The sequence below is a fragment of the Actinomycetospora sp. C-140 genome (assembly GCF_054796175.1).
In genome coordinates, this window is the sequence record NZ_JBTWNF010000003.1 from 204,828 (window position 1) to 223,585 (window position 18,758).

Here is an 18,758-nt window from a genome sequence, read left to right on the forward strand (position 1 = left end):
CACATAGGGGTCAGGCGCGGGTCGTCGGGTCGCGGGCGGGGACGACGACGGTGGCGGCGGTGTGGGCGGGGGCGCCGCGGACGCTGACCCGGTCGACGACCTGGAAGTCCGCGCGCCAGTCGGTGGGCGTGACCGTGCTGCGCACGTAGCCCCGCCGGCGGTCGAGCACCGTGATGTGCGGGTTCTCGGCGAGCAGCGCGGCGTCGCCGGGCTCGCGGGCGCGGCCGTCGCCCCCGGAGCTGATCGAGGTGGTCACGAGCTCGGTCGCGACGACCGGGGACGCCGGGTCGCTCGGGTCGGCGTGCAGGGCACACGCGTGGTGGGCGTGCACGTCGCCGGTGACGATCACCGGGTTGGACGTGCCCGCGGCGACGAGGTGGTCGCGCAGGGCGTCGCGCTCGACGGCGCAGTCGTCCCAGGAGTCCTCGTCGAGACCGACCGCCGCACCCGCGGTCAGGTCGCGCGGGGAGAAGAACACCTGCTGGGCGAGCACGTTCCACCGCGCGGTCGGCCCGGCGAGCCCGCGCCACAGCCAGGCGCGCTGCTCGGCGCCGAGCATCGTGCGCGACGGGTCGCGCGGGTGCTCCGGGTCCTGGTCGCTGCGGTACTGGCGGGTGTCGAGCAGGTGCACGTCGAGCAGGTCGCCGAACGTGAGCCGGCGGTGCATGCGCATGGCCGGCCCGTCGGGTCGTTGCGCCCGCCGCAGCGGCATGTGCTCCCAGAACGCCCGGAACGCGCCGGCACGGCGGGCCCGGAACACCGCCGGGTCGTTGTCGGGCTCGTCGTCGACCTGGGAGACGTCGGCGGCCCAGTTGTTCTCGACGTCGTGGTCGTCGAGGGTGATCGCCCACGGGAACGCGGCGTGCGCGGCCTGCAGGTCGGGGTCGGTGCGGTACTGGCCGTGACGCACGCGGTAGTCGGTGAGGGTGCTGACCTCGCGGTTCGGCAGGTGCGCCCGCCCCGGCACGCCGGACGAGGCGCTCTCGTAGATGTAGTCGCCGAGGAAGGCGACGAGGTCGAGGTCGTCGCGGGCCATCGCGGCGTAGGCGGTGTAGAAGCCGTCGGGACGGCACTGGCAGCTCGCCGTCGCGATCGCGAACCGGTCGACCCGCGCTCCGGGCGCCGGCGCCGTCCGGGTCCGCCCGACGGGGCTGATCTGCGGGCCGGCGCGGAAGCGGTACCAGTGGTCGGCGGCCGGGCGCAGCCCCGACACCTCGACGTGCACCGTGTGCGCCTCCTCGGGCCGGGCCACGGCGCTGCCCCGGGCGACCACCCGGCGGAACGCGGGGTCCTCGGCGACCTGCCAGTCGACGAGCACCGGGCGCCTGCTCATCCCGCCGCGACCGTCGGGGGCCACCGGGTCGGGGGCGAGCCGCGTCCACAGCACGACCCCGTCGGAGACCGGGTCGCCGGACGCGACGCCGAGCGTGAACACCGGCGGCGCCGCGGGGTCGACGGAGTCCGCGGCCGCGACCCAGGGCGCCCCGAGCACCACCGCCGTGCTCGTGAGGGCCGCCGCGCCGCCCAGGAACGTCCGGCGCGTCACCCTCGCGGGGTCGCTCACGGGCAGTCCTCCGTCCGGGCTCCGACCGGGGCGCCGGCGGGCCGGCGTCGCATCCCCCGCCCCACCAACGCATGACCCGGTGCGGCCGGTTCGGACGTTCCGTGACCGGACTTACGCGCACGGTCACCGGTCGGCGGCACGCAGCGCAGCGGAGCTGCCGCGCCGGAGGCGCGTCACGGCGGCACGCAGCAGAGCGGACGCGCCTGCGACGCGCCGCACAGCCGACACACAGGAACCACCCAGCCGGGACCTGTGGGTGGCTGGGAGGGTGCTGTGTCATGAACGCCGCGACCCGTGCCGACCTGCGGCGTCCGGACGGGACACCGGTCCGGGCGCTGGTCGTCGACGACGAACCCACGCTCGCCGAGCTGCTGTCGATGGCCCTGCGCTACGAGGGCTGGGACGTGCGGAGCGCCTCCGACGGGCTGGGCGCCGTGCGCCAGGGTCGTGAGTTCCGCCCCGACGTGGTGGTGCTCGACGTGATGCTCCCCGACATCGACGGGTTCGAGGTGCTGCGCCGGCTGCGCGCCGAGAGCCCCGAGGTCCCGGTGCTGTTCCTGACCGCGCGCGACGCCGTCGAGGACCGGGTCGCCGGCATCACCGCCGGCGGCGACGACTACGTGACCAAGCCGTTCAGCCTCGAGGAGGTCGTCGCCCGGTTGCGCGGACTGCTGCGCCGGGCGGCGGTGGCCACCGCGGTGCGCGGCGACGCCACGCTGGCCGTCGGGGACCTCACGCTGGACGAGGACAGCCACGAGGTCGTCCGTGGCGGCGAGCAGGTGGAGCTGACGGCCACCGAGTTCGAGCTGCTGCGCTTCCTCATGCGCAACCCGCGCCGGGTGCTGTCGAAGGCGCAGATCCTCGACCGCGTCTGGAACTACGACTTCGGCGGCCAGTCGAACATCGTCGAGCTCTACATCTCCTATCTGCGCAAGAAGATCGACGCGGGCCGCGCGCCGATGATCCACACCGTGCGCGGCGCCGGCTACGTGCTCAAGCCGGCCGCCGAATGATCATGCGCGGCCCCGCCCGGCGCGCGCTGCGGCGCGTGCCGTCGCTGCAGAGCCGGTTGGTGCTGACGACGGTGCTGCTGCTGACCGTCGTGTTCCTCGTCGTCGGCGTGGGCGCGGCGCTGTCCCTGCGCGGCTACCTCTACCGCCAGCTCGACGACCAGGTCACCGAGGTGGCCCGCTTCCGCAGCAACCCGCCGCAAGGCGACCCGGACCGGCGCCCGCCACCGCCCGACGCGGGGGGCGGCTTCGTCGGCGGCGGCCCCGACCGGCCGGCCAACACCCTCGAGGTCACCGTCGACGACGGGCGGATCGTGCGGGCGGTGCTGCTCGGCCGTCCCGGCACGAGCACGCCGGTGCCGGCCGACGAGGTGGCGCCGGCGATCGCGACGACGCCCGGCCAGCGCCCCACCACGCTCGACCTCGACGGGCTCGGCAGCTTCCGGCTCGCGGCCGCGCAGGGCGAGGACGGGACGGTCACCGTGATCGGGCTGTCGACCGACGCGCTCGAGAACACCGTCGACGAGCTGGTGCTCCGCGAGGCGATCATCTTCGGGATCGGGGTGGTGCTCGCGGCGGTCGCGGCGGCGTTCACCACGCGGCTGACCCTGCGCCCGCTGCACCGCATGTCGGCCACCGCCCGCCGGGTCTCCGAGCTGCCGCTCTCGTCGGGGGAAGTGGAGCTCGCCGAGCGCGTGCCCGCCGCCGACGCCGATCCGCGCTCCGAGGTCGGCCAGGTCGGGGTGGCGCTCAACCGGATGCTCGGGCACGTCGGCGCCGCGCTGGCCGCCCGTCAGGACAGCGAGACCCGTCTGCGGCGCTTCGTGGCCGACGCGAGCCACGAGCTGCGCACCCCCCTGGCCGCGATCCGCGGCTACAACGAGCTCGCCGCCCGCCGCGCCGGGGAGCTCCCGGACGAGGTGGCGGGCCTGCTCGACCGCATGGGCTCGCAGACCGAGCGGATGACGGCGCTGGTCGAGGACCTCCTGCTGCTCGCCCGCCTCGACGCCGGGCGCCCGCTGGCCCGCGAGCCGGTGGACCTCGCCCGTCTCGTCGTCGACGCCGTCACCGACGCCCACGTCGCCGCGCCGGGGCACCGGTGGTCGATCGACCTGCCCGGCGACGACGACGCCGCGGACGAGGACGCCGACCGTGCGCCCCTCGAGGTCGTCGGCGACCCCGAGCGGCTGCACCAGGTGCTCGCGAACCTGCTCGCCAACGCCCGCACCCACACCCCGCCCGGCACGCTGGTCACCGTGACGCTGCGGCCCGCGACCGGCGAGGACGGGCGCGCGGCGGTGCGCCTCGACGTCGTCGACGACGGGCCCGGCATCCCGCCGGACCTGCTGCCGCACGTCGCCGAGCGCTTCGCGCGCGGCGACACCGGGCGCGCCCGGACCACCGGCAGCACCGGCCTCGGGCTCTCCATCGTCTCGGCCGTCGTCGCCGAGCACGGCGGGACGCTGCGGATCACCAGCCGGCCGGGCGAGACCCGGTTCACGGTGGACCTCCCGGCCGCGAGCAGGGCGACCGACGGTGCTGACCTCGGTCCGGGCCTCGGCCTATCCTCCCGGCCATGACCCAGCCGGCACCGCACGAGCAGGGAGACGACGACCAGGGAGCCTCGGCGGAACGCCTCCCGGCGGCACCCGAACCCCCGCCGATCCGCGCCTCGGACGCCGAGCGCGAGCAGGTCGCCGAGGTCGTGCGGCAGGCGGTGTCCGACGGCCGGCTCACGATCGTCGAGGGCGACGAGCGACTCCGCGACGTCTACGCCGCGCGGTTCCGGCGCGACCTCACCCCGGTGACCGCCGACCTCGGGCCCGTGCCCGCGCCGCCGGGGGAGGCGGCTGCCCCGGTACGGCGCCCGCTCGGGCGGCTCGACCGGCCGTCGTCGACGACGTCGGTGGCGGTGCTGTCCGGGGTCCAGAAGCGGGGGGAGTGGACGCCGGGGCACACCCACCGGGTGCTCGCGTTCTGGGGTGGCGCGGAGCTGACCTTCCGCGACGCCCGTCTCGACGACGCCGGGCTCACGATCGGCGCGATCGCGATCATGGGCGGCGTCAACCTCGACCTGCGCGGCATCCCCGCGGGCGTCGAGGTCACCGTCCAGGCCGTGGCGATCATGGGTGGCGTCGACGTGACGGTGGACCCGGAGACCACGGTCGTCGAGGACGGCTTCGGCTTCATGGGCGCGTTCGACGACGGCTCCGGGGCGCCGCGCGGCACCGGCGGGCCCCGCGTGCGCGTCACCGGCCTGGCGTTCATGGGCGGGGTGTCGGTGGCGCGCAAGCCGCTCGCGCTCGACGGCCGCGGTGGCCGCGACGACCCCGACCAGCTCGAGCGCTGAGGCCTACTTCTCCAGCAGCCGGTCGAGCTTCTCCTCGATCCGCGCCATCCGTTCGCCGAGCTCGGTGAGGGTGCGGAACGCCGTCGCGTCGGTGTTGAGCAGGGCGTCGAGCCCCGACATGCGCACCGGCGAGCCGGCCACGCGCGAGGGGTGCCGCTCGGGCTCGAGCACGGCCGCGTGCAGCTCCGTGACGCGGAAGTCCAGCCACGACAGCAGGTCGCCGACGTCCATGGTGCGCCCGTAGCGGGTGCGCACCCGCTGGTGCAGGACGTCAGGGGCGTGCGCGGTGCGGTGGGTTCGGTGCCGGTGGTGGTTGTCGCCGTCGACGAGCTCGGAGAAGAAGCCGTCCTGCTCCTCGTGGTGGTGGTGCCCGTGGTGCTCCACCGGCGGGGGCGGAGGAGGCGGCCCCGGCGGCGGTCCGGGTGGCGGCGGCGGTCCCCAGGGCTCGGTCACGATCGTCACTCTATGTGAGCGCGAGCCGGTGATCGAGAGGTCCGGACGGGTGAGAAGTGCGTGGAGTCGACGGCGACGTCGCAGGGCGGGCGGCTCCTCGGGTTACTGGCTGGTATGCCTCGCCAGGCGAGGGATACCAGCCAGTAACCGTCGGAGCGCGGGACTCAGCGCTCGAAACGCTTCGCGACGTCGTCGGCGATCCCGGCCACGGCCCGCGCCGCGGTGCCGGCGGCCTCGCCGGCCTTCTCGCGGGCGGCGTCGGCGACCTCGCTCGCCGTCTCGCCGGCCCGCTCCGCGGCGACGCCGAGCTTGTCCGACACCGACCCCGCCTCGATCGTCGCGTCCGGCCCGGGGGTCACGATGGTCTCCTCGCCGCTGTCGAACCGGACGCGGTAGGGCGGCCCGTCCTCGCCGAGCACGGCCACCACGGTGCCGACGCGGTCGGGGACGTCGGTGGTGTTGGCGTGCATGCGGATGCGGTCGCCGACGGACGCGCTCACTGGGGCTCCTCCTCCTCGGACGGTGTCGCCCGCCTGGTACCCCGGAACGAGCGAAGGGCACCTTCGCTCGATCTCCTCGATCGAAGGTGCCCTTCGCTCAATGGGTGCAGGCCCGAGGTCAGCCGGCGGCGACCGGTGCGGCCTCGGTCGGGGTCTCGGCGACCCCGAACGTCAGCTCGCCGTCCGCCACGTCGACCGTCACCGTCTGCCCGCCGTGCAGCTCGTCGCCGAGCAGCATCGACGACAGCCGGTTGCCGACCTGGCGCTGGATGGTCCGGCGCAGCGGCCGGGCCCCGAACTCGGGCTGGAAGCCCAGCTCGGCCAGGCGGTCGACGGCGGCCTCGGTGATCGCGAACCCGATGTCCTGCGCGTCGAGGCGCTCGCGCGTCTCGTCGAGGATCAGGTCGGTGATGCGTCGCAGCTGCTCCTCGTCGAGCCGCTGGAAGACGATGACCTCGTCGATCCGGTTGAGGAACTCGGGCCGGAACGACTCCCGCAGCCTCGGCATCAGCCGCTCCTGCAGGGACTGCGCCGGGTCGACGTTCGACGGGGCGAAGCCGAGCGCCTGCGTGTTCGTGGTGATCAGCTCCGACCCCACGTTGCTGGTCATGATCAGCACCGTGTTGCGGAAGTCGACCGTGCGGCCCTGCGAGTCGGTCAGTCGTCCGTCGTCCAGCACCTGCAGCAGCGTGTTGAAGACGTCGGGGTGGGCCTTCTCCATCTCGTCGAGCAGCACCACCGAGTACGGCCGGCGGCGGATCTCCTCGGTGAGCTGACCGGCCTCGCCGTACCCGACGTAGCCGGGGGGCGATCCGATCAGCCGCGACACGGTGTGCCGCTCGGAGTACTCGCTCATGTCGACGCGGACCATGCGGTCCTCGTCGCCGAACATCGTCGCGGCGAGAGCCTTGGCGAGCTCGGTCTTGCCGACGCCGGTCGGGCCGAGGAACAGGAAGCTGCCGATCGGCCGGTCCGGGTCGTCGAGCCCGGCCCGCGAGCGGCGGACGGCCTCGGCGATCGCACGGACCGCGTCGTCCTGGCCGACGACCCGCTCGTGCAGCTGCTCCTCGAGCTTGAGCAGGCGGTCCCGCTCGGTCTCGGTGAGCTGGCTGACCGGGATGCCGGTCGAGCGGGCGACGATCTCGGCGATGTCCTCGACGGACACCTCGAGCACGGCCGGGTGGTCCGACCGCCGGTCGGTGCGGGCCTGCTCGAGCTGGCTCTGCGTCTGCGTGATCTCGTCGCGCAGCGCGCCGGCCCGCTCGTAGTCCTCGTCGGCGACGGCCTGGTCCTTGTCGCGGGTCAGCGACTCGAGCTTGCGCTCGAGCTCGCGCGAGTCGGTGTGCGGGCCCTTGGCCTGCAGCCGCTTGCGCGCCCCGGACTGGTCGACGAGGTCGATCGCCTTGTCGGGCAGGAACCGGTCGGTGACGTACCGCTCGGAGAGCTCCGCCGCCGCCGTCAGCGCCTCGTCGGTGAACCGCACCTGGTGGTGCGCCTCGTACCGGTCGCGCAGCCCGTGCAGGATCGCGATCGTGTCCGCGACCGACGGCTCGGGCACCATCACCGGCTGGAAGCGGCGCTCGAGCGCGGCGTCCTTCTCGATCGACTGCCGGTACTCGTCGAGCGTCGTCGCGCCGACGATGTGCAGATCGCCGCGGGCCAGGGCCGGCTTGAGGATGTTGCCGGCGTCCATGCCGCCCTCGGACGACCCGCCCGCGCCGACCATGGTGTGCAGCTCGTCGATGAAGACGATCAACTCGTCGGAGTGCTCGCGGATCTCGGCGACCAGCTTGGTCATCCGCTCCTCGAAGTCACCCCGGTAGCGGGTGCCCGCGACCATGCCCGACAGGTCGAGCTGGACGATGCGCTTGCCCTCGAGCTGCTCGGGGACGTCGCCGGACACGATGCGCTGGGCGATGCCCTCGACGACCGCGGTCTTGCCGACGCCCGCCTCGCCGATGAGCACCGGGTTGTTCTTGGTGCGCCGCGAGAGGACCTCGATGGTCTGGTCGACCTCGTCCTCGCGCCCGACGACCGGGTCCAGCTCGCCGGCCCGCGCCTTGGCGGTCAGGTCGACGCCGAACTGGTCGACGGTGGGCGTGTCGCTCTCGCCGGACTGACCGCCGGAGCCACCCTGCCCGCCACCGCTGGGACGTTGCCCGCCGGACGCGGCGGACCGCTGCAGCGACTGCGGGGTGACGCCCTGGGCGCCGAGCGCGCGGCCGACCGGGCTGTCGTTGTTCGCGGCCAGCGCGAGCACGATGTGCTCGGGGCCGATGTAGCTCGAGCCGAGGGCTCGGGAGATCTGGTGCGCGTCGAGCAGGGTGCGCTTGGCCGTCGGGGTGAGCGACGGGGGCTCCGAGCGCTCCTCGCCGCGCGGCAGCTGCTCGTCGGCGGTGCGCGCCAGCGCGTCCACGTCGGCGCCGGCACCGGAGAGCAGCTGGCGCAGCGGCGGCACCTGCGTCACGACGAGCAGCAGGTGCCACGCGTCGAGGTCGGGGTTGCCCCGCTCGGCGGCCTGTTGCGCGGCGGCACCGACGAGCTGGCGCGCCGGCTCGGTCATGAGCTGGGTGATGTCGATGCGCTGGACACCTCGTGGGGAGGCTCCGCCCAGGAAGCTCGCGAGGAAGTCGTCGAACGGGCCGGACCCGGGACCACCGGGCCCGAAGGCGCTGGTCATGTAGCTCCTCATCAGGGTCTAGCAGAAGTTCGAGCCGGCGGTGATGCCGGCACTGACCTGGTCAGCAACATCAGCCGGACATTCATTCCTGAGTCAGGTGGACTCATGTCACACCGTTCGGGGTGAGTCACCGTGGCTCAAGTCGGGGCTACCCACGTCACGGCGTCGCCACCCCTGCGCGTGGGAAGCCTGGCGACATGAGCACCGCGACCGTCACCGCCCGCGAGGTCCACCTCGTCCGCCGCCCCCAGGGCATGCCCGAGCCCGACGACTTCGCGCTCGTCGACCGCGACCTCGGCGAGCCCGGCGACGGGGAGGTCCTGGTGGCCGTCCACGACTTCTCGGTCGACCCGTACATGCGGGGACGGATGAACGACGTCCCGTCCTACGTCCCGCCGTTCGGGCTGGACGAGCCCATGGACGGGCGGGCCGTCGGTGAGGTGATCGCGAGCAACAGCGACGACGTCGCGGCGGGCGACGTCGTGGTGTGCAACCTCGCCTGGCGCACCCACGGCATCGCGCCGGCGAAGCAGGTGCAGAAGGTCGCCCCGCCGGACGGGGTGAGCCACCGGGCCTACCTCGGCGTGCTCGGCGTGCCCGGCCTCACCGCCTGGGTCGGGCTGCTCGACAAGGCCTCGTTCCGCGAGGGCGACGCCGTGTTCGTCTCCGGGGCGGCCGGGGCGGTCGGCAGCCTCGTCGGCCAGCTCGCCAAGCTCAAGGGCGCCTCGCGCGTCGTCGGCAGTGCGGGGAGCGCCGAGAAGGTCTCGTGGCTCACGGGCGAGCTCGGCTACGACGCGGCGTTCAACTACAAGGACGGGCCCGTCGTCGACCAGCTGCGGCAGGCCATGCCCGACGGCCTCGACGTGTACTTCGACAACGTCGGCGCCGACCACCTCGAGGCCGCGATCGCCTGCGCCCACGACTTCGCCCGCGTGGCCGCCTGCGGCGCGATCGCGCACTACAACGACACCGCGGACGACCCGACCCCCGGGCCGAGCAACCTCTTCCAGATCGTCAAGAAGCGCCTGCGCATCGAGGGCTTCATCGTCACCGACTCGATCAACCGGATGCGCCCGTTCCTCGAGGAGGTCACGCCGTGGGTCGCCGACGGCCGGGTCAAGTTCTCCGAGACCGTCGTCGAGGGCATCGACCACGCCGTCGAGGCCTTCCGCGGCATGCTCCGCGGTGAGAACACCGGGAAGATGATCGTCTCGGTGTAGGTGCGCTCCGCGCGCCCCGTTTCGAGGCACGGCGGCGCCGGGGAGCCGAAGCCATGCGAGCACTCACGTGGCAGGGCCCCGGCGACGTCCGTGTCGAGACCGTCCCGGACCCGACCATCCAGGCCCCGACCGACGCGGTCATCCGGGTCACGAGCACCGCGATCTGCGGGTCCGACCTGCATCTCTACGAGGTGCTCGGGCCGTTCCTGGACCAGGGCGACATCCTCGGCCACGAGCCGATGGGCGTCGTCGAGGAGGTCGGCTCCGAGACCGGTGACCTGCAGGTGGGCGACCGCGTCGTCGTCCCCTTCAACATCTCCTGCGGGCACTGCTGGATGTGCGAGCGCCAGTGGTTCGCCGCCTGCGAGACGACCCAGAACCGTGACCAGGGGATGGGCGCGTCGCTCTTCGGCTTCACCAAGCTCTACGGACAGGTCCCCGGCGGTCAGGCCGAGTACCTGCGCGTGCCCCAGGCGCAGTTCGGGCCGATCAAGGTCCCCGACGGCCCGGCCGACGAGCGCTTCCTCTACCTCTCCGACGTGCTGCCGACCGCGTGGCAGGGCGTCGAGTACGCCCGGATCCCCGACGGCGGCAGCGTGGCGGTCTTCGGGCTCGGCCCGATCGGGCAGATGGCCGCGCGGATCGCCCGGCACCGCGGCTACCGCGCCATCGCCGTCGACAGCGTGCCGGAGCGCCTCGCCATGGCACGCCGCCACGGCGTCGAGGTGATCGACTCCGGCCGCGTCGACGACGTCACGGCCGCGATCCGCGACCTCACCGACGGGCGCGGCACCGACTCGGCGATCGACGCCGTCGGCATGGAGGCCCACGGCGGCTCGGCGATCCCGGAGATCGCGCAGAAGGTCGTCAACAAGCTCCCGGACGCGATCTCCGCGCCGCTCATGCAGGTCGCGGGCGTCGACCGCACCGCCGCGCTCGTCGGAGCCGTCGACGCGGTGCGCCGCGCCGGGGTCGTCTCGCTCTCGGGCGTCTACGGCGGCACCGCCGACCCGATCAACATGCTGAAGATCTTCGACAAGGGCATCTCGCTGCAGATGGGCCAGGCCCACGTGAAGCGCTGGATCCCGGAGATCCTCCCGCTGCTCACCGACGACGACCCGCTCGGCGTGCACGACCTGGAGACCCACCGCCTGCCGCTCGAGTCCGCGGCGCACGGGTACGAGATCTTCCAGAAGAAGCAGGACGAGTGCATCAAGGTGGTCCTGTCGCCGTGACGGACCAACCGTCCCTGTTCTTCGTCGGGACGGCGACGACGGTGCTGCGGTGCGCGGGGTTCACGGTCCTGACCGACCCGAACTTCCTGCACCGCGGCCAGCTGGCCTACCTGGGCAAGGGGCTCGTCTCGCGGCGGCTGACCGAGCCCGCGCTCCGGCCCGACCAGCTGCCCCACCTCGACGCCGTCGTGCTCTCGCACCTGCACGGCGACCACTGGGACCGGGAGGCGCGACGCGGACTCGACCGGTCGGTCCCCGTGGTCACCACCCCCGCGGCGGCCCGGACGCTGCAGTCGCGCCAGGGCTTCCGGCGCGCGCTCGGGCTCCGGACGTGGGAGTCGCACACCCTGGTCCGCCCCGACGGCGCGACCCTGCGCGTGACCGCGCTCCCCGGCCGGCACGCCCCGCGTCTCGTGACGCGCCTCCTGCCGCCGGTGATGGGCAGCCTGCTCGAGTTCGCCGACCCGTCCGGCGAGGTCCTGCGCCGCCTCTACCTCTCCGGCGACACGCTGCCGTTCGAGGGCATCCCGCTCATCCGCGAGCACATCGGCGAGGTCGACCGCGCCGTACTGCACCTGGGCGGCACCACCCTGCCCGGCGGCCTCGTCGTGACCATGGACGGGCGGATGGGCGCCGACGTCCTCGAGACGATCGCCCCCCGGCGGGCCACCCCGATCCACTACGACGACTACGGCGTCTTCCGCTCGCCGCTGTCCGACTTCCTGGGCGAGGTCGAGCGCCGGGGCTGGGACGACCGCGTCGACGTGGTGCGACGAGGGGACACGATCCCGCTGTAGCGGGGCCCGCGGTCCGCTCCGTGTGTGACGGCCCGATCAGCGCCGCCCGACCGGCGGGGTGCGCAGGTCGAACGAGACGAAGTCGCGGCTCGACGGCGTCTCGTAGTGCGTGGGGGCGACCTGCTCGTCCGGGAAGAGGCGGAACGCGGGCGGGTGGGGCCCGCCGGTCGGGCGGAACCAGGAGCCCGAGACCCAGTTCGGGTTGATGTCGAGCTCCATGCCGCGCACCACGCCGGCGGAGCGCAGCAGGTCGCCGAGCGTGCACACCGACAGCGCCGGCCCGCCGACGTAGACCTCCGCGCCGTCGGCGGTGACCCCGAACGCCGAGCGGTGGATGAACGCGGCCTGGCCGACCGTGGAGCCCCACTCGGCGGTGCCGCCGGTGGCGCAGGTCGGGTTCACCGCGCCGTCGTCGACCAGCATCACGAGGTTCTGCCGCACGGCGGCGACATCGGGACCGGGACGGACCTCGTCGCCCCAGGTGCCGACGTCGGCCGACCCGTCGGCGCGGATCACGAGGCTCGCCGCCCCAGGCACCAGCGGCCGGGCCGCGCGGCCCTCGGCGAACCAGCCGCCGTGGCTGTCCCCCTGCAGGCGGAAACCGGCGGAGAACGCGGCGACGACGCTGCGCTGCTCGGCCGGGGCGATCACATCAGGGGTGCGCCAGGCGCCGCCCGGGTCCTCCGAGCCCGGGTGCAGGATGCCGCGGACGAGGCCCGGGTCCATCCACAGCACACCCGCGACGAGCGAGGTGTGGGCCGCGTCGGGGCGGACCGAGGCCACGCGCACCGCGTCGCCGTGCGGGGTCGTGACGACGGTCTGCCACTGCCCCTCGCCCGGCAGCGGCGCGAGTCCCGTTGGCGGCGGCAGGCGCGGCGGCACCGGTCGGGTCCCGGCGCGCAGCGTCCCGCTGCCGTCCGCGCGCGGGATGCCGCCGGGCGGCTCGCCGCCCACCGGCGGCGGGTGCGCGTCGTACTCCCTCGCCTCCAACCACGTCACGACCCCGCCGAGCCCGTGGTCCCGTCCCCACTCCGCGAGGCGCGCCGCGACGCCGTCGCTGCCGGGCCGGGTCAGGGCGTGCGCCAGCGACGGGGCGGCCACCGCCGCGAGCACGAGCACCAGGACGAGCAGGACCGCCGCGACCCGGCCCAGGACGCGGAGCGCCGGGCGCGGGCGGGCGTGCCGGCCACGTGCCGGAGCGGTCGCGGGATCGGCGAGGGGCACGGGTACCGAGGCTCACCGCGTCCCGGTGAGCGCCCGGTGTGGGCGTCCGGTCCGTCCCGGACGTCCCGTCACGAGTGCCTCGGCGGGAAATGAACGGCGCTCTCGCTGCCTCGGAAGCAGCGAGAGCGCCGTTCGTTCGTTCGCCGCCGACGCAGACGGCGCACCGGCGAGGTCCGGGTGGCGGAGGCTCGTCCGAGCTGCCTCTGGGCGTCACGAACCGACCGCCCGGCGATCGGGGCGCGTCCGGCGCTCAAGGGCGACCCGGCCCCACACGGGACGGGCGACGTCGTCTGCGTCACCGCGACGCCCGGACTGGGCCTCGCCAACGATCATGCCGAGACGACGGCACTCACTCGTTCGGGCGGTCCGGGCACCGCCGAGTCTCACGCTGCGCCGATCTCGTGGCCGCTTTCTCGGCGGCTGTGTCGTCCCGACGGTGCACCGGGACCTGGCTAGCTTTCACTCCGGGATCACACGACGGCCGGGGGAGGGGATGTGGCGGCAGGTTCGATGCTCGAGCGGTCGGGCACGACCGCGGAGACCCGCGTCCGCTCGCTGGTCGTCGACGAGATCGTCCGGGTTCCCGACGCCGACGAGGTCGTCGACCGGGGCCGGCACCGATTCGGCGGCGAGGAGGCCAAGGAGCGGGCCCGTCGCCGCGAGCGCACCCTGAGCGTCGTCGCGGGCGTGCTCGTCGTCCTCGCGCTGCTGGCCGCCGCCGTCGTGCTCCTCGACCTGCGGGCGGCGCCGGCGCGGGCCGTGAACAAGGCCCAGCTGGCGCTCGGCGCCGAGCTCGCACGGACCTGGGCGACGCCCGGCCCCGACCCCGCCCTGGTGCGCGACGAGACCCCGCTGAGCGAGCTGCCGGGCGACGTGCCCGCGAGCGCCGCCGCGAGCCTCGCCGTCCCGGGCGCGGCGATCCAGCCGGTGCTCGAGCTCAGCGCGCCCCGGCTGGGCCGGATGTGGACCGTCGCCCGCGGGGTCTCGCCGGCCGCGCTCGCGGCGGGCCCTGGGCTCTACCCGGGGATGGCGCCGATCGGGACGCCCGGCAACACCGCGATCGCCGGCCGCCGCCTGCCGGCGCTGTTCGGGGACCTGCCCCGCCTCGTGCCCGGCGACGAGCTCGCGGTCCGGACCCGGACCACGGAGCTCACCTACCGGGTCCTGACCAGCGAGGTCGTCCTGCCGACCGACCTGGGCATCCTCGACTCGCGCCCCGTCGACCGCCGGCCGCAGGGCGTGTCGACGCTGACGCTGACGACCCCCACGACCGTGGCCGACGAGGACCGCCGGTTCGTCGTCTACGCCGAGCTCACGAGCAGCCGGCCCCGCTAGCTCACGCCTCGCGCAGGGTGAGCAGGAGGTGATCGCGGCCCTTCGGGCTCACGAGCTTCGCGTCCCAGCCGCCGTCGGCCGCGGCCGTGTGGAACCACGCCGTCGACGGCGCACGGACCGGGGCCTTGAACACCACGTCGACGGTGAACGCGGGCCCGTACCGACCGGCGAGGGCGGCCAGCGCGCGGGCCTTGGTCCACATGCCGTGCGCGATGGTGCCGGGCATCCCGAACGCCTTCGCGGCGAGGCCGTTGACGTGGATGGGGTTCACGTCGCCGGACACCGCCGCGTAGCGCCGGCCGATGTCGCCGGGGATCGTCCACACTGCGTGCGGGAGGCGACCGACCTGCGGGTCGGGTTCCGGCAGCGCGCTGGGCTGGTCGCCGTCCGGGGCCGTGGCGCCGCGCACGAAGTACGTGCTGCGCGAGCCCCAGATCTCCGCCTCGTCGCCGTCGGTGACCGCCGTGACGAGGTCGACCTGCGCGCCCTTGGGGTGCGCGGCGAGGCGCTCGGCGTGCACGGCGACCCGCAGGGGCTCGCCGACCAGCGGCGGCCGCACCTGGGTGATGACGTTGCGCAGGTGCACCATGCCCGGGGCGGGCAGGGGGAACTCGCGGTCGGTCATCAGCCGCATCTGCAGGGGGAACGCCAGCATGTGCGGGTAGGTCGGCGGGACGTCGCCGCCGACGGCGAACCCGCACACGTGGTCGTAGTCGGCGACGAGCGAGGCGTCGATGCGCACCCCGGCGAGCTCCAGCTGCCGGTCGGGCAGGGTCTGCCCGCCGGACCGGGCCGTGAGCAGCGCGCGCCCGTAGAGCACGCCGAGGGTCGGTGACGCGTCGAGGGTCTCGGTGCCCATCCCTACGCCCCCAGGAAGTTCTGGCCGTCGACGCGCAGCACCTGCCCGTTGACCGCGTAAGAGGCGCCCTGCGCGAACCAGGCGATCGTCTCGGCGACGTCGACCGGCAGCCCGCCCTGCGTCATCGACGAGAGCCGGCGACCGGCCTCGCGTGTGCCGACGGGCATCGCGGCCGTCATCGCCGTCTCGATGAAGCCCGGCGCGACGGCGTTGATCGTCGCGTCCTTCTCGACGAGCAGCGGGGCGGTCGCGTCGACCATGCCGATGACGCCCGCCTTCGAGGCGCCGTACGCGGTCTGGCCGCGGTTGCCGGCGATGCCGGCCATCGACGACACGGTGACGATGCGCCCCCCGCGGTGGAACACGTCCGACGCCAGCAGCGCGTCGTTGATCGCGAGCTGGGCGTTGAGGTTGACGTCGATGACCGAGTTCCAGCGGTCGCGGTCCTGGTTGGCGAGCAGCTTGTCGCGGGTGATGCCCGCGTTGTGCACGACGATGTCGAGGCCGCCGTGACGTCCGGCGTGCTCGAGCAGCGTCGCCGGCGCGTGGTCGGCGGTGATGTCGAGCTGGAGCGCGCTGCCGCCGACGTCGTTGGCCGTGCGGGCGAGCGCGTCGCCCGCGGCCGGGACGTCGACGCAGATCACCGTCGCGCCGTCGCGGCGCAGCGTCTTCGCGACCGTCGCGCCGATGCCGCGGGCCGCGCCGGTGACGACGGCCGTGCGCCCGGCGAGCGGCTTGTCCCAGTCGACGCCCTGGCTGGAGCCCGAGAACCCGGCCACCGTGCCGACGTCGAGGCGCTGGCCGTCGACGAACGCGGAGCGCGAGGACAGGAAGAACCGCAGCGTCGACTCGAGATCGTTCTCGGCACCGTCGGCGACGTGGAGCAGGTTGACCGTCGCCCCGTAGCGGGCCTCCTTGCCCGCCGAGCGCACGAGCCCTTCGAGGGACCGACGGGCCGCGCGCACGGCCGGGGACGTGGCCTCGCCCGGCACGTCGCCGATCACGAGGATGCGCCCGGACGGGCCGATGCGGCGCATCACCGGGGTGAGGAAGGCCTGCACCTCGGCGAGGTCGGACGGCGACGACAGGCCGGTCGCGTCGACGATGCCGGTGGCGACCCTGGACGTGGAGCTGCCGCCGCCGATGGCGGCGTGCGGGTCGTCGTGGACCTCGACGCCGACGTCGGTCAGCAGGGAGCGCACGACCTTGGCGACGCGGCCGTCGGCGGTCGCCGTGCCGAGCAGCGCGGCGCCGGAGAGCAGCGGCTGCCCGGGCTCGTAGCGGCGCAGCCGCGGCACGGGCGGCAGGCCGACGCTGCCGGCGATCGACTTCCCGATGCCGGAGTTGACGAAGTCGGAGTACCAGTCGTTGGACATCTGCTCAGGCCTCCAGGATGGCGACGACGCCCTGACCGCCGGCCGCGCAGATCGAGATCAGCCCACGACCGGAGCCCTTCTCGTGCAGCAGCTTCGCCAGGGTGGGGACGATGCGGGCGCCGGTGGCCGCGAACGGGTGCCCGGTGGCCAGCGACGATCCGGCGACGTTCAGCTTCGACTTGTCGAACGTGCCCAGCGGCCCGTCGAGGCCGAGGCGCTCCTTGCAGAACTTCGGGTCCTCCCACGCCGCGAACGTCGCGAGGATCGTCGAGGCGAACGCCTCGTGGAACTCGTAGAAGTCGAAGTCCTGCAGCGTGAGGCCGTTGCGCTCGAGCAGGCGCGGCACGGCGTAGGTCGGGGCCATGAGCAGGCCCTCGTCGCCGTGCACGTAGTCGACGGCGGCGGTCTCGGCGTCGACGAAGTGCGCGAGCACCGGCAGCCGGCGCTCGGCGGCCCACTCGTCGCTGGCCAGCAGCACCGTCGCGGCGCCGTCGGTGAGCGGGGTGGAGTTGGCCGCGGTCATCGTGGCCTCGGAGTCGGGATAGCCCTTGGGCCGGAACACCGGCTTGAGCTTGGCCAGCCCCTCGAGGGTCGAGTCGGCGCGCAGGTTGTTGTCCTTCGTCAGCCCCAGGTAGGGCGTCATGAGGTCGTCGAAGAACCCGCGGTCGTACGCCTCGGCCAGGTGGCGGTGGCTGGCCACCGTGATCTCGTCCTGGGCGGTGCGGCTGATGCCCCAGGCGGCGGCGGTCTGGGCGGCGTGCTCGCCCATCGCCATGCCGGTGCGCGGCTCCCGGTTGGCCGGGATCTCCGGGACGATCTGCCCGGGGCGCAGGCCGCCGAGGGCCTTGACGACGCCCGCGGTGGACTTCGCCCGGTTCGCCGCGAGCAGCACGCGGCGCAGGTCGTCGTTCACCTCGATCGGGGCGTCGCTGGTGGTGTCGACGCCCGACGCGACACCGCTCTCGATCTGGCCGAGCGCGATCTTGTTGGCGACCTGGAGCGTGGTCTGGAGGCTGGTGCCGCACGCCTGCTGGAGGTCGTAGGTCGGCGTGGCGGCCGACAGGCGGCTGCCGAGCACGGCCTCGCGGGTGAGGTTGAAGTCCCGGCTGTGCTTGAGCACGGCGCCGGAGACGACCTCGCCGAGGCGCTCGCCGGCCAGCCCGAACCGCGCGACGAGGCCGTCGAGCGCGGAGGTGAGCATGTCCTGGTTGGACGCCCGGGCGTAGGCGCCGTTGGAGCGGGCGAAGGGGATCCGGTTGGCACCGACGATCGCCGCGCGGCGGGGCAGTGGTGATGCGGAGGGCACGATTCCTCCCGATGTCGCAGGATGGCGGGGGTCCGCTGGGCGAAGGCCGCGGCGTGAGATGCGCTGCGGAGCCGTAGTTACCCGAAAGTATCAGGTACCGTCGGTAACGTGAGCCGCCGTTCCACACATCACTCCGACGCGGGCCGGGGGTCCGGGCCGGGTGTCGGCCGGGACGGCGAGCGCGATGGTGCGTCCGGGTCCCGACCCCGCCGCGATCGGCGGTCGAGCCGCTGGGACGAGCACCGCCGGGCCCGGCGCCACGAGCTCACGGCGGCGACGATCGTCGCGATCCGCGCCCACGGCGCCGAGGTCGGTATGAGCCAGGTGGCGGCGCAGGCGCGGACGAGCAAGACGGTCGTCTACCGCCACTTCGCGGACAAGAACGACCTCTATCTGGCGGTCTGCGACTGGGTGGCCGCCGTGCTCGTCGGCCAGCTCCAGAGCGCCATGCGCGACGCCGCCGAGAACCCCCGACAGACGCTGGTGTCCGGCATCGACGCCTACCTCGGTCTGATCGAGGCCGATCCCGAGGTCTACCGCTACGTCATGCGCCCCCCGAAGCTGGACAGGCCGGAGGGCGAGGATCCCGTCTCCGACCTGTGCACGGTCATCGGCGACCACATCGCAGAGATCATCTCCACCGAGCTGCGCCGTCAGAACCGCGACGCCGCCCCGGCCCAGACGTGGGGTCACGCCCTCGTCGGCATGGTGCGCGCGGCGGGCGACCAGTGGCTGGCCGCCCGTCCCGACCTCGAGCGCGAGGCCCTCGCCGAGCAGCTCGCCGACCTCGCCTGGTCGGGTCTCTCGCGCACTGTGACGCCCGCGGCGGCGTCCTCCGCCTCCTGACGG

Annotated in this window: 16 protein-coding genes; 8 read left to right on the top strand and 8 right to left on the bottom strand. The window is 74.2% G+C overall.

The genetic code is table 11. The features are described 5' to 3' along the window. Window positions 1-10 precede the first annotated feature (10 nt). Window positions 11-1,564 carry an alkaline phosphatase D family protein gene (locus tag ACR9E3_RS06660; protein WP_460379310.1) on the bottom strand — a complete coding sequence of 518 codons (1,554 nt, stop codon included), beginning with the start codon at window positions 1,562-1,564 and terminating at the stop codon, window positions 11-13. A 278-nt stretch (window positions 1,565-1,842) separates the two neighbouring features. Here ACR9E3_RS06660 and ACR9E3_RS06665 point away from each other — a divergent pair, with 278 nt between their 5' ends. From ACR9E3_RS06665 to ACR9E3_RS06675, 3 genes are read left to right on the top strand one after another with little or no spacing between them, the layout of a single operon-like run. After that, window positions 1,843-2,577: a response regulator transcription factor gene (locus ACR9E3_RS06665; RefSeq protein ID WP_460379312.1), complete on the top strand. Its 735-nt coding sequence runs from the start codon at window positions 1,843-1,845 to the stop codon at window positions 2,575-2,577. Between the two features lie 2 nt (window positions 2,578-2,579). After that, a complete protein-coding gene (locus ACR9E3_RS06670; RefSeq protein ID WP_460379314.1) occupies window positions 2,580-4,154 on the top strand; it encodes a sensor histidine kinase in 1,575 nt (524 codons plus the stop codon). After that, window positions 4,151-4,924, top strand: coding sequence for a DUF1707 SHOCT-like domain-containing protein (locus ACR9E3_RS06675; protein WP_460379316.1), 774 nt, complete (start codon window positions 4,151-4,153; stop codon window positions 4,922-4,924). The genes ACR9E3_RS06670 and ACR9E3_RS06675 overlap by 4 nt, the downstream gene beginning before the upstream one ends. A gap of 3 nt (window positions 4,925-4,927) precedes the next feature. Here ACR9E3_RS06675 and ACR9E3_RS06680 read toward each other — a convergent pair whose 3' ends face one another. From ACR9E3_RS06680 to ACR9E3_RS06690, 3 genes are all read right to left on the bottom strand, one after another. Beyond that, the gene (locus ACR9E3_RS06680; protein WP_460379318.1) at window positions 4,928-5,377 is read right to left on the bottom strand and encodes a hypothetical protein; all 450 of its coding nucleotides are present in this window, start codon (window positions 5,375-5,377) and stop codon (window positions 4,928-4,930) included. 164 nt (window positions 5,378-5,541) lie between these two features. Then, on the bottom strand, window positions 5,542-5,877 hold the full coding sequence (locus tag ACR9E3_RS06685) for a DUF1918 domain-containing protein (protein WP_460379319.1): 336 nt from the start codon (window positions 5,875-5,877) through the stop codon (window positions 5,542-5,544). A 118-nt stretch (window positions 5,878-5,995) separates the two neighbouring features. Then, window positions 5,996-8,557 (bottom strand): ATP-dependent Clp protease ATP-binding subunit, encoded by a 2,562-nt coding sequence (locus tag ACR9E3_RS06690; protein WP_460379321.1) that lies wholly within the window; start codon window positions 8,555-8,557, stop codon window positions 5,996-5,998. Between the two features lie 197 nt (window positions 8,558-8,754). Here ACR9E3_RS06690 and ACR9E3_RS06695 point away from each other — a divergent pair, with 197 nt between their 5' ends. The 3 genes from ACR9E3_RS06695 to ACR9E3_RS06705 are packed head-to-tail and all read left to right on the top strand — an operon-like array spanning window position 8,755 to window position 11,809. After that, the gene (locus tag ACR9E3_RS06695; protein WP_460379323.1) at window positions 8,755-9,777 is read left to right on the top strand and encodes an NADP-dependent oxidoreductase; all 1,023 of its coding nucleotides are present in this window, start codon (window positions 8,755-8,757) and stop codon (window positions 9,775-9,777) included. A gap of 53 nt (window positions 9,778-9,830) precedes the next feature. Further along, window positions 9,831-11,012 (top strand): zinc-dependent alcohol dehydrogenase, encoded by a 1,182-nt coding sequence (locus ACR9E3_RS06700; protein ID WP_460379324.1) that lies wholly within the window; start codon window positions 9,831-9,833, stop codon window positions 11,010-11,012. Continuing rightward, window positions 11,009-11,809 carry an MBL fold metallo-hydrolase gene (locus tag ACR9E3_RS06705; protein WP_460379326.1) on the top strand — a complete coding sequence of 267 codons (801 nt, stop codon included), beginning with the start codon at window positions 11,009-11,011 and terminating at the stop codon, window positions 11,807-11,809. The genes ACR9E3_RS06700 and ACR9E3_RS06705 overlap by 4 nt, the downstream gene beginning before the upstream one ends. A gap of 36 nt (window positions 11,810-11,845) precedes the next feature. Here ACR9E3_RS06705 and ACR9E3_RS06710 read toward each other — a convergent pair whose 3' ends face one another. After that, on the bottom strand, window positions 11,846-13,033 hold the full coding sequence (locus tag ACR9E3_RS06710; RefSeq protein ID WP_460379327.1) for a hypothetical protein: 1,188 nt from the start codon (window positions 13,031-13,033) through the stop codon (window positions 11,846-11,848). Window positions 13,034-13,528: 495 nt separating this feature from the next. On the opposite strand from ACR9E3_RS06710, the gene ACR9E3_RS06715 reads away from it, so the two are divergent. Next, a complete protein-coding gene (locus ACR9E3_RS06715; RefSeq protein WP_460379329.1) occupies window positions 13,529-14,368 on the top strand; it encodes a sortase in 840 nt (279 codons plus the stop codon). 1 nt (window position 14,369) lies between these two features. Here the strand turns inward: ACR9E3_RS06715 and ACR9E3_RS06720 are convergent, their stop codons facing one another. The 3 genes from ACR9E3_RS06720 to ACR9E3_RS06730 are packed head-to-tail and all read right to left on the bottom strand — an operon-like array spanning window position 14,370 to window position 17,909. Further along, window positions 14,370-15,227 carry a MaoC family dehydratase gene (locus ACR9E3_RS06720; protein WP_460379331.1) on the bottom strand — a complete coding sequence of 286 codons (858 nt, stop codon included), beginning with the start codon at window positions 15,225-15,227 and terminating at the stop codon, window positions 14,370-14,372. 2 nt (window positions 15,228-15,229) lie between these two features. Continuing rightward, window positions 15,230-16,603 carry a 3-oxoacyl-ACP reductase gene (locus ACR9E3_RS06725; RefSeq protein ID WP_460379332.1) on the bottom strand — a complete coding sequence of 458 codons (1,374 nt, stop codon included), beginning with the start codon at window positions 16,601-16,603 and terminating at the stop codon, window positions 15,230-15,232. A gap of 4 nt (window positions 16,604-16,607) precedes the next feature. Beyond that, window positions 16,608-17,909, bottom strand: coding sequence for an acetyl-CoA C-acetyltransferase (locus tag ACR9E3_RS06730; RefSeq protein ID WP_460379333.1), 1,302 nt, complete (start codon window positions 17,907-17,909; stop codon window positions 16,608-16,610). 108 nt (window positions 17,910-18,017) lie between these two features. Here ACR9E3_RS06730 and ACR9E3_RS06735 point away from each other — a divergent pair, with 108 nt between their 5' ends. Next, the gene (locus tag ACR9E3_RS06735; protein ID WP_460379335.1) at window positions 18,018-18,755 is read left to right on the top strand and encodes a TetR family transcriptional regulator; all 738 of its coding nucleotides are present in this window, start codon (window positions 18,018-18,020) and stop codon (window positions 18,753-18,755) included. Window positions 18,756-18,758: the final 3 nt, after the last annotated feature.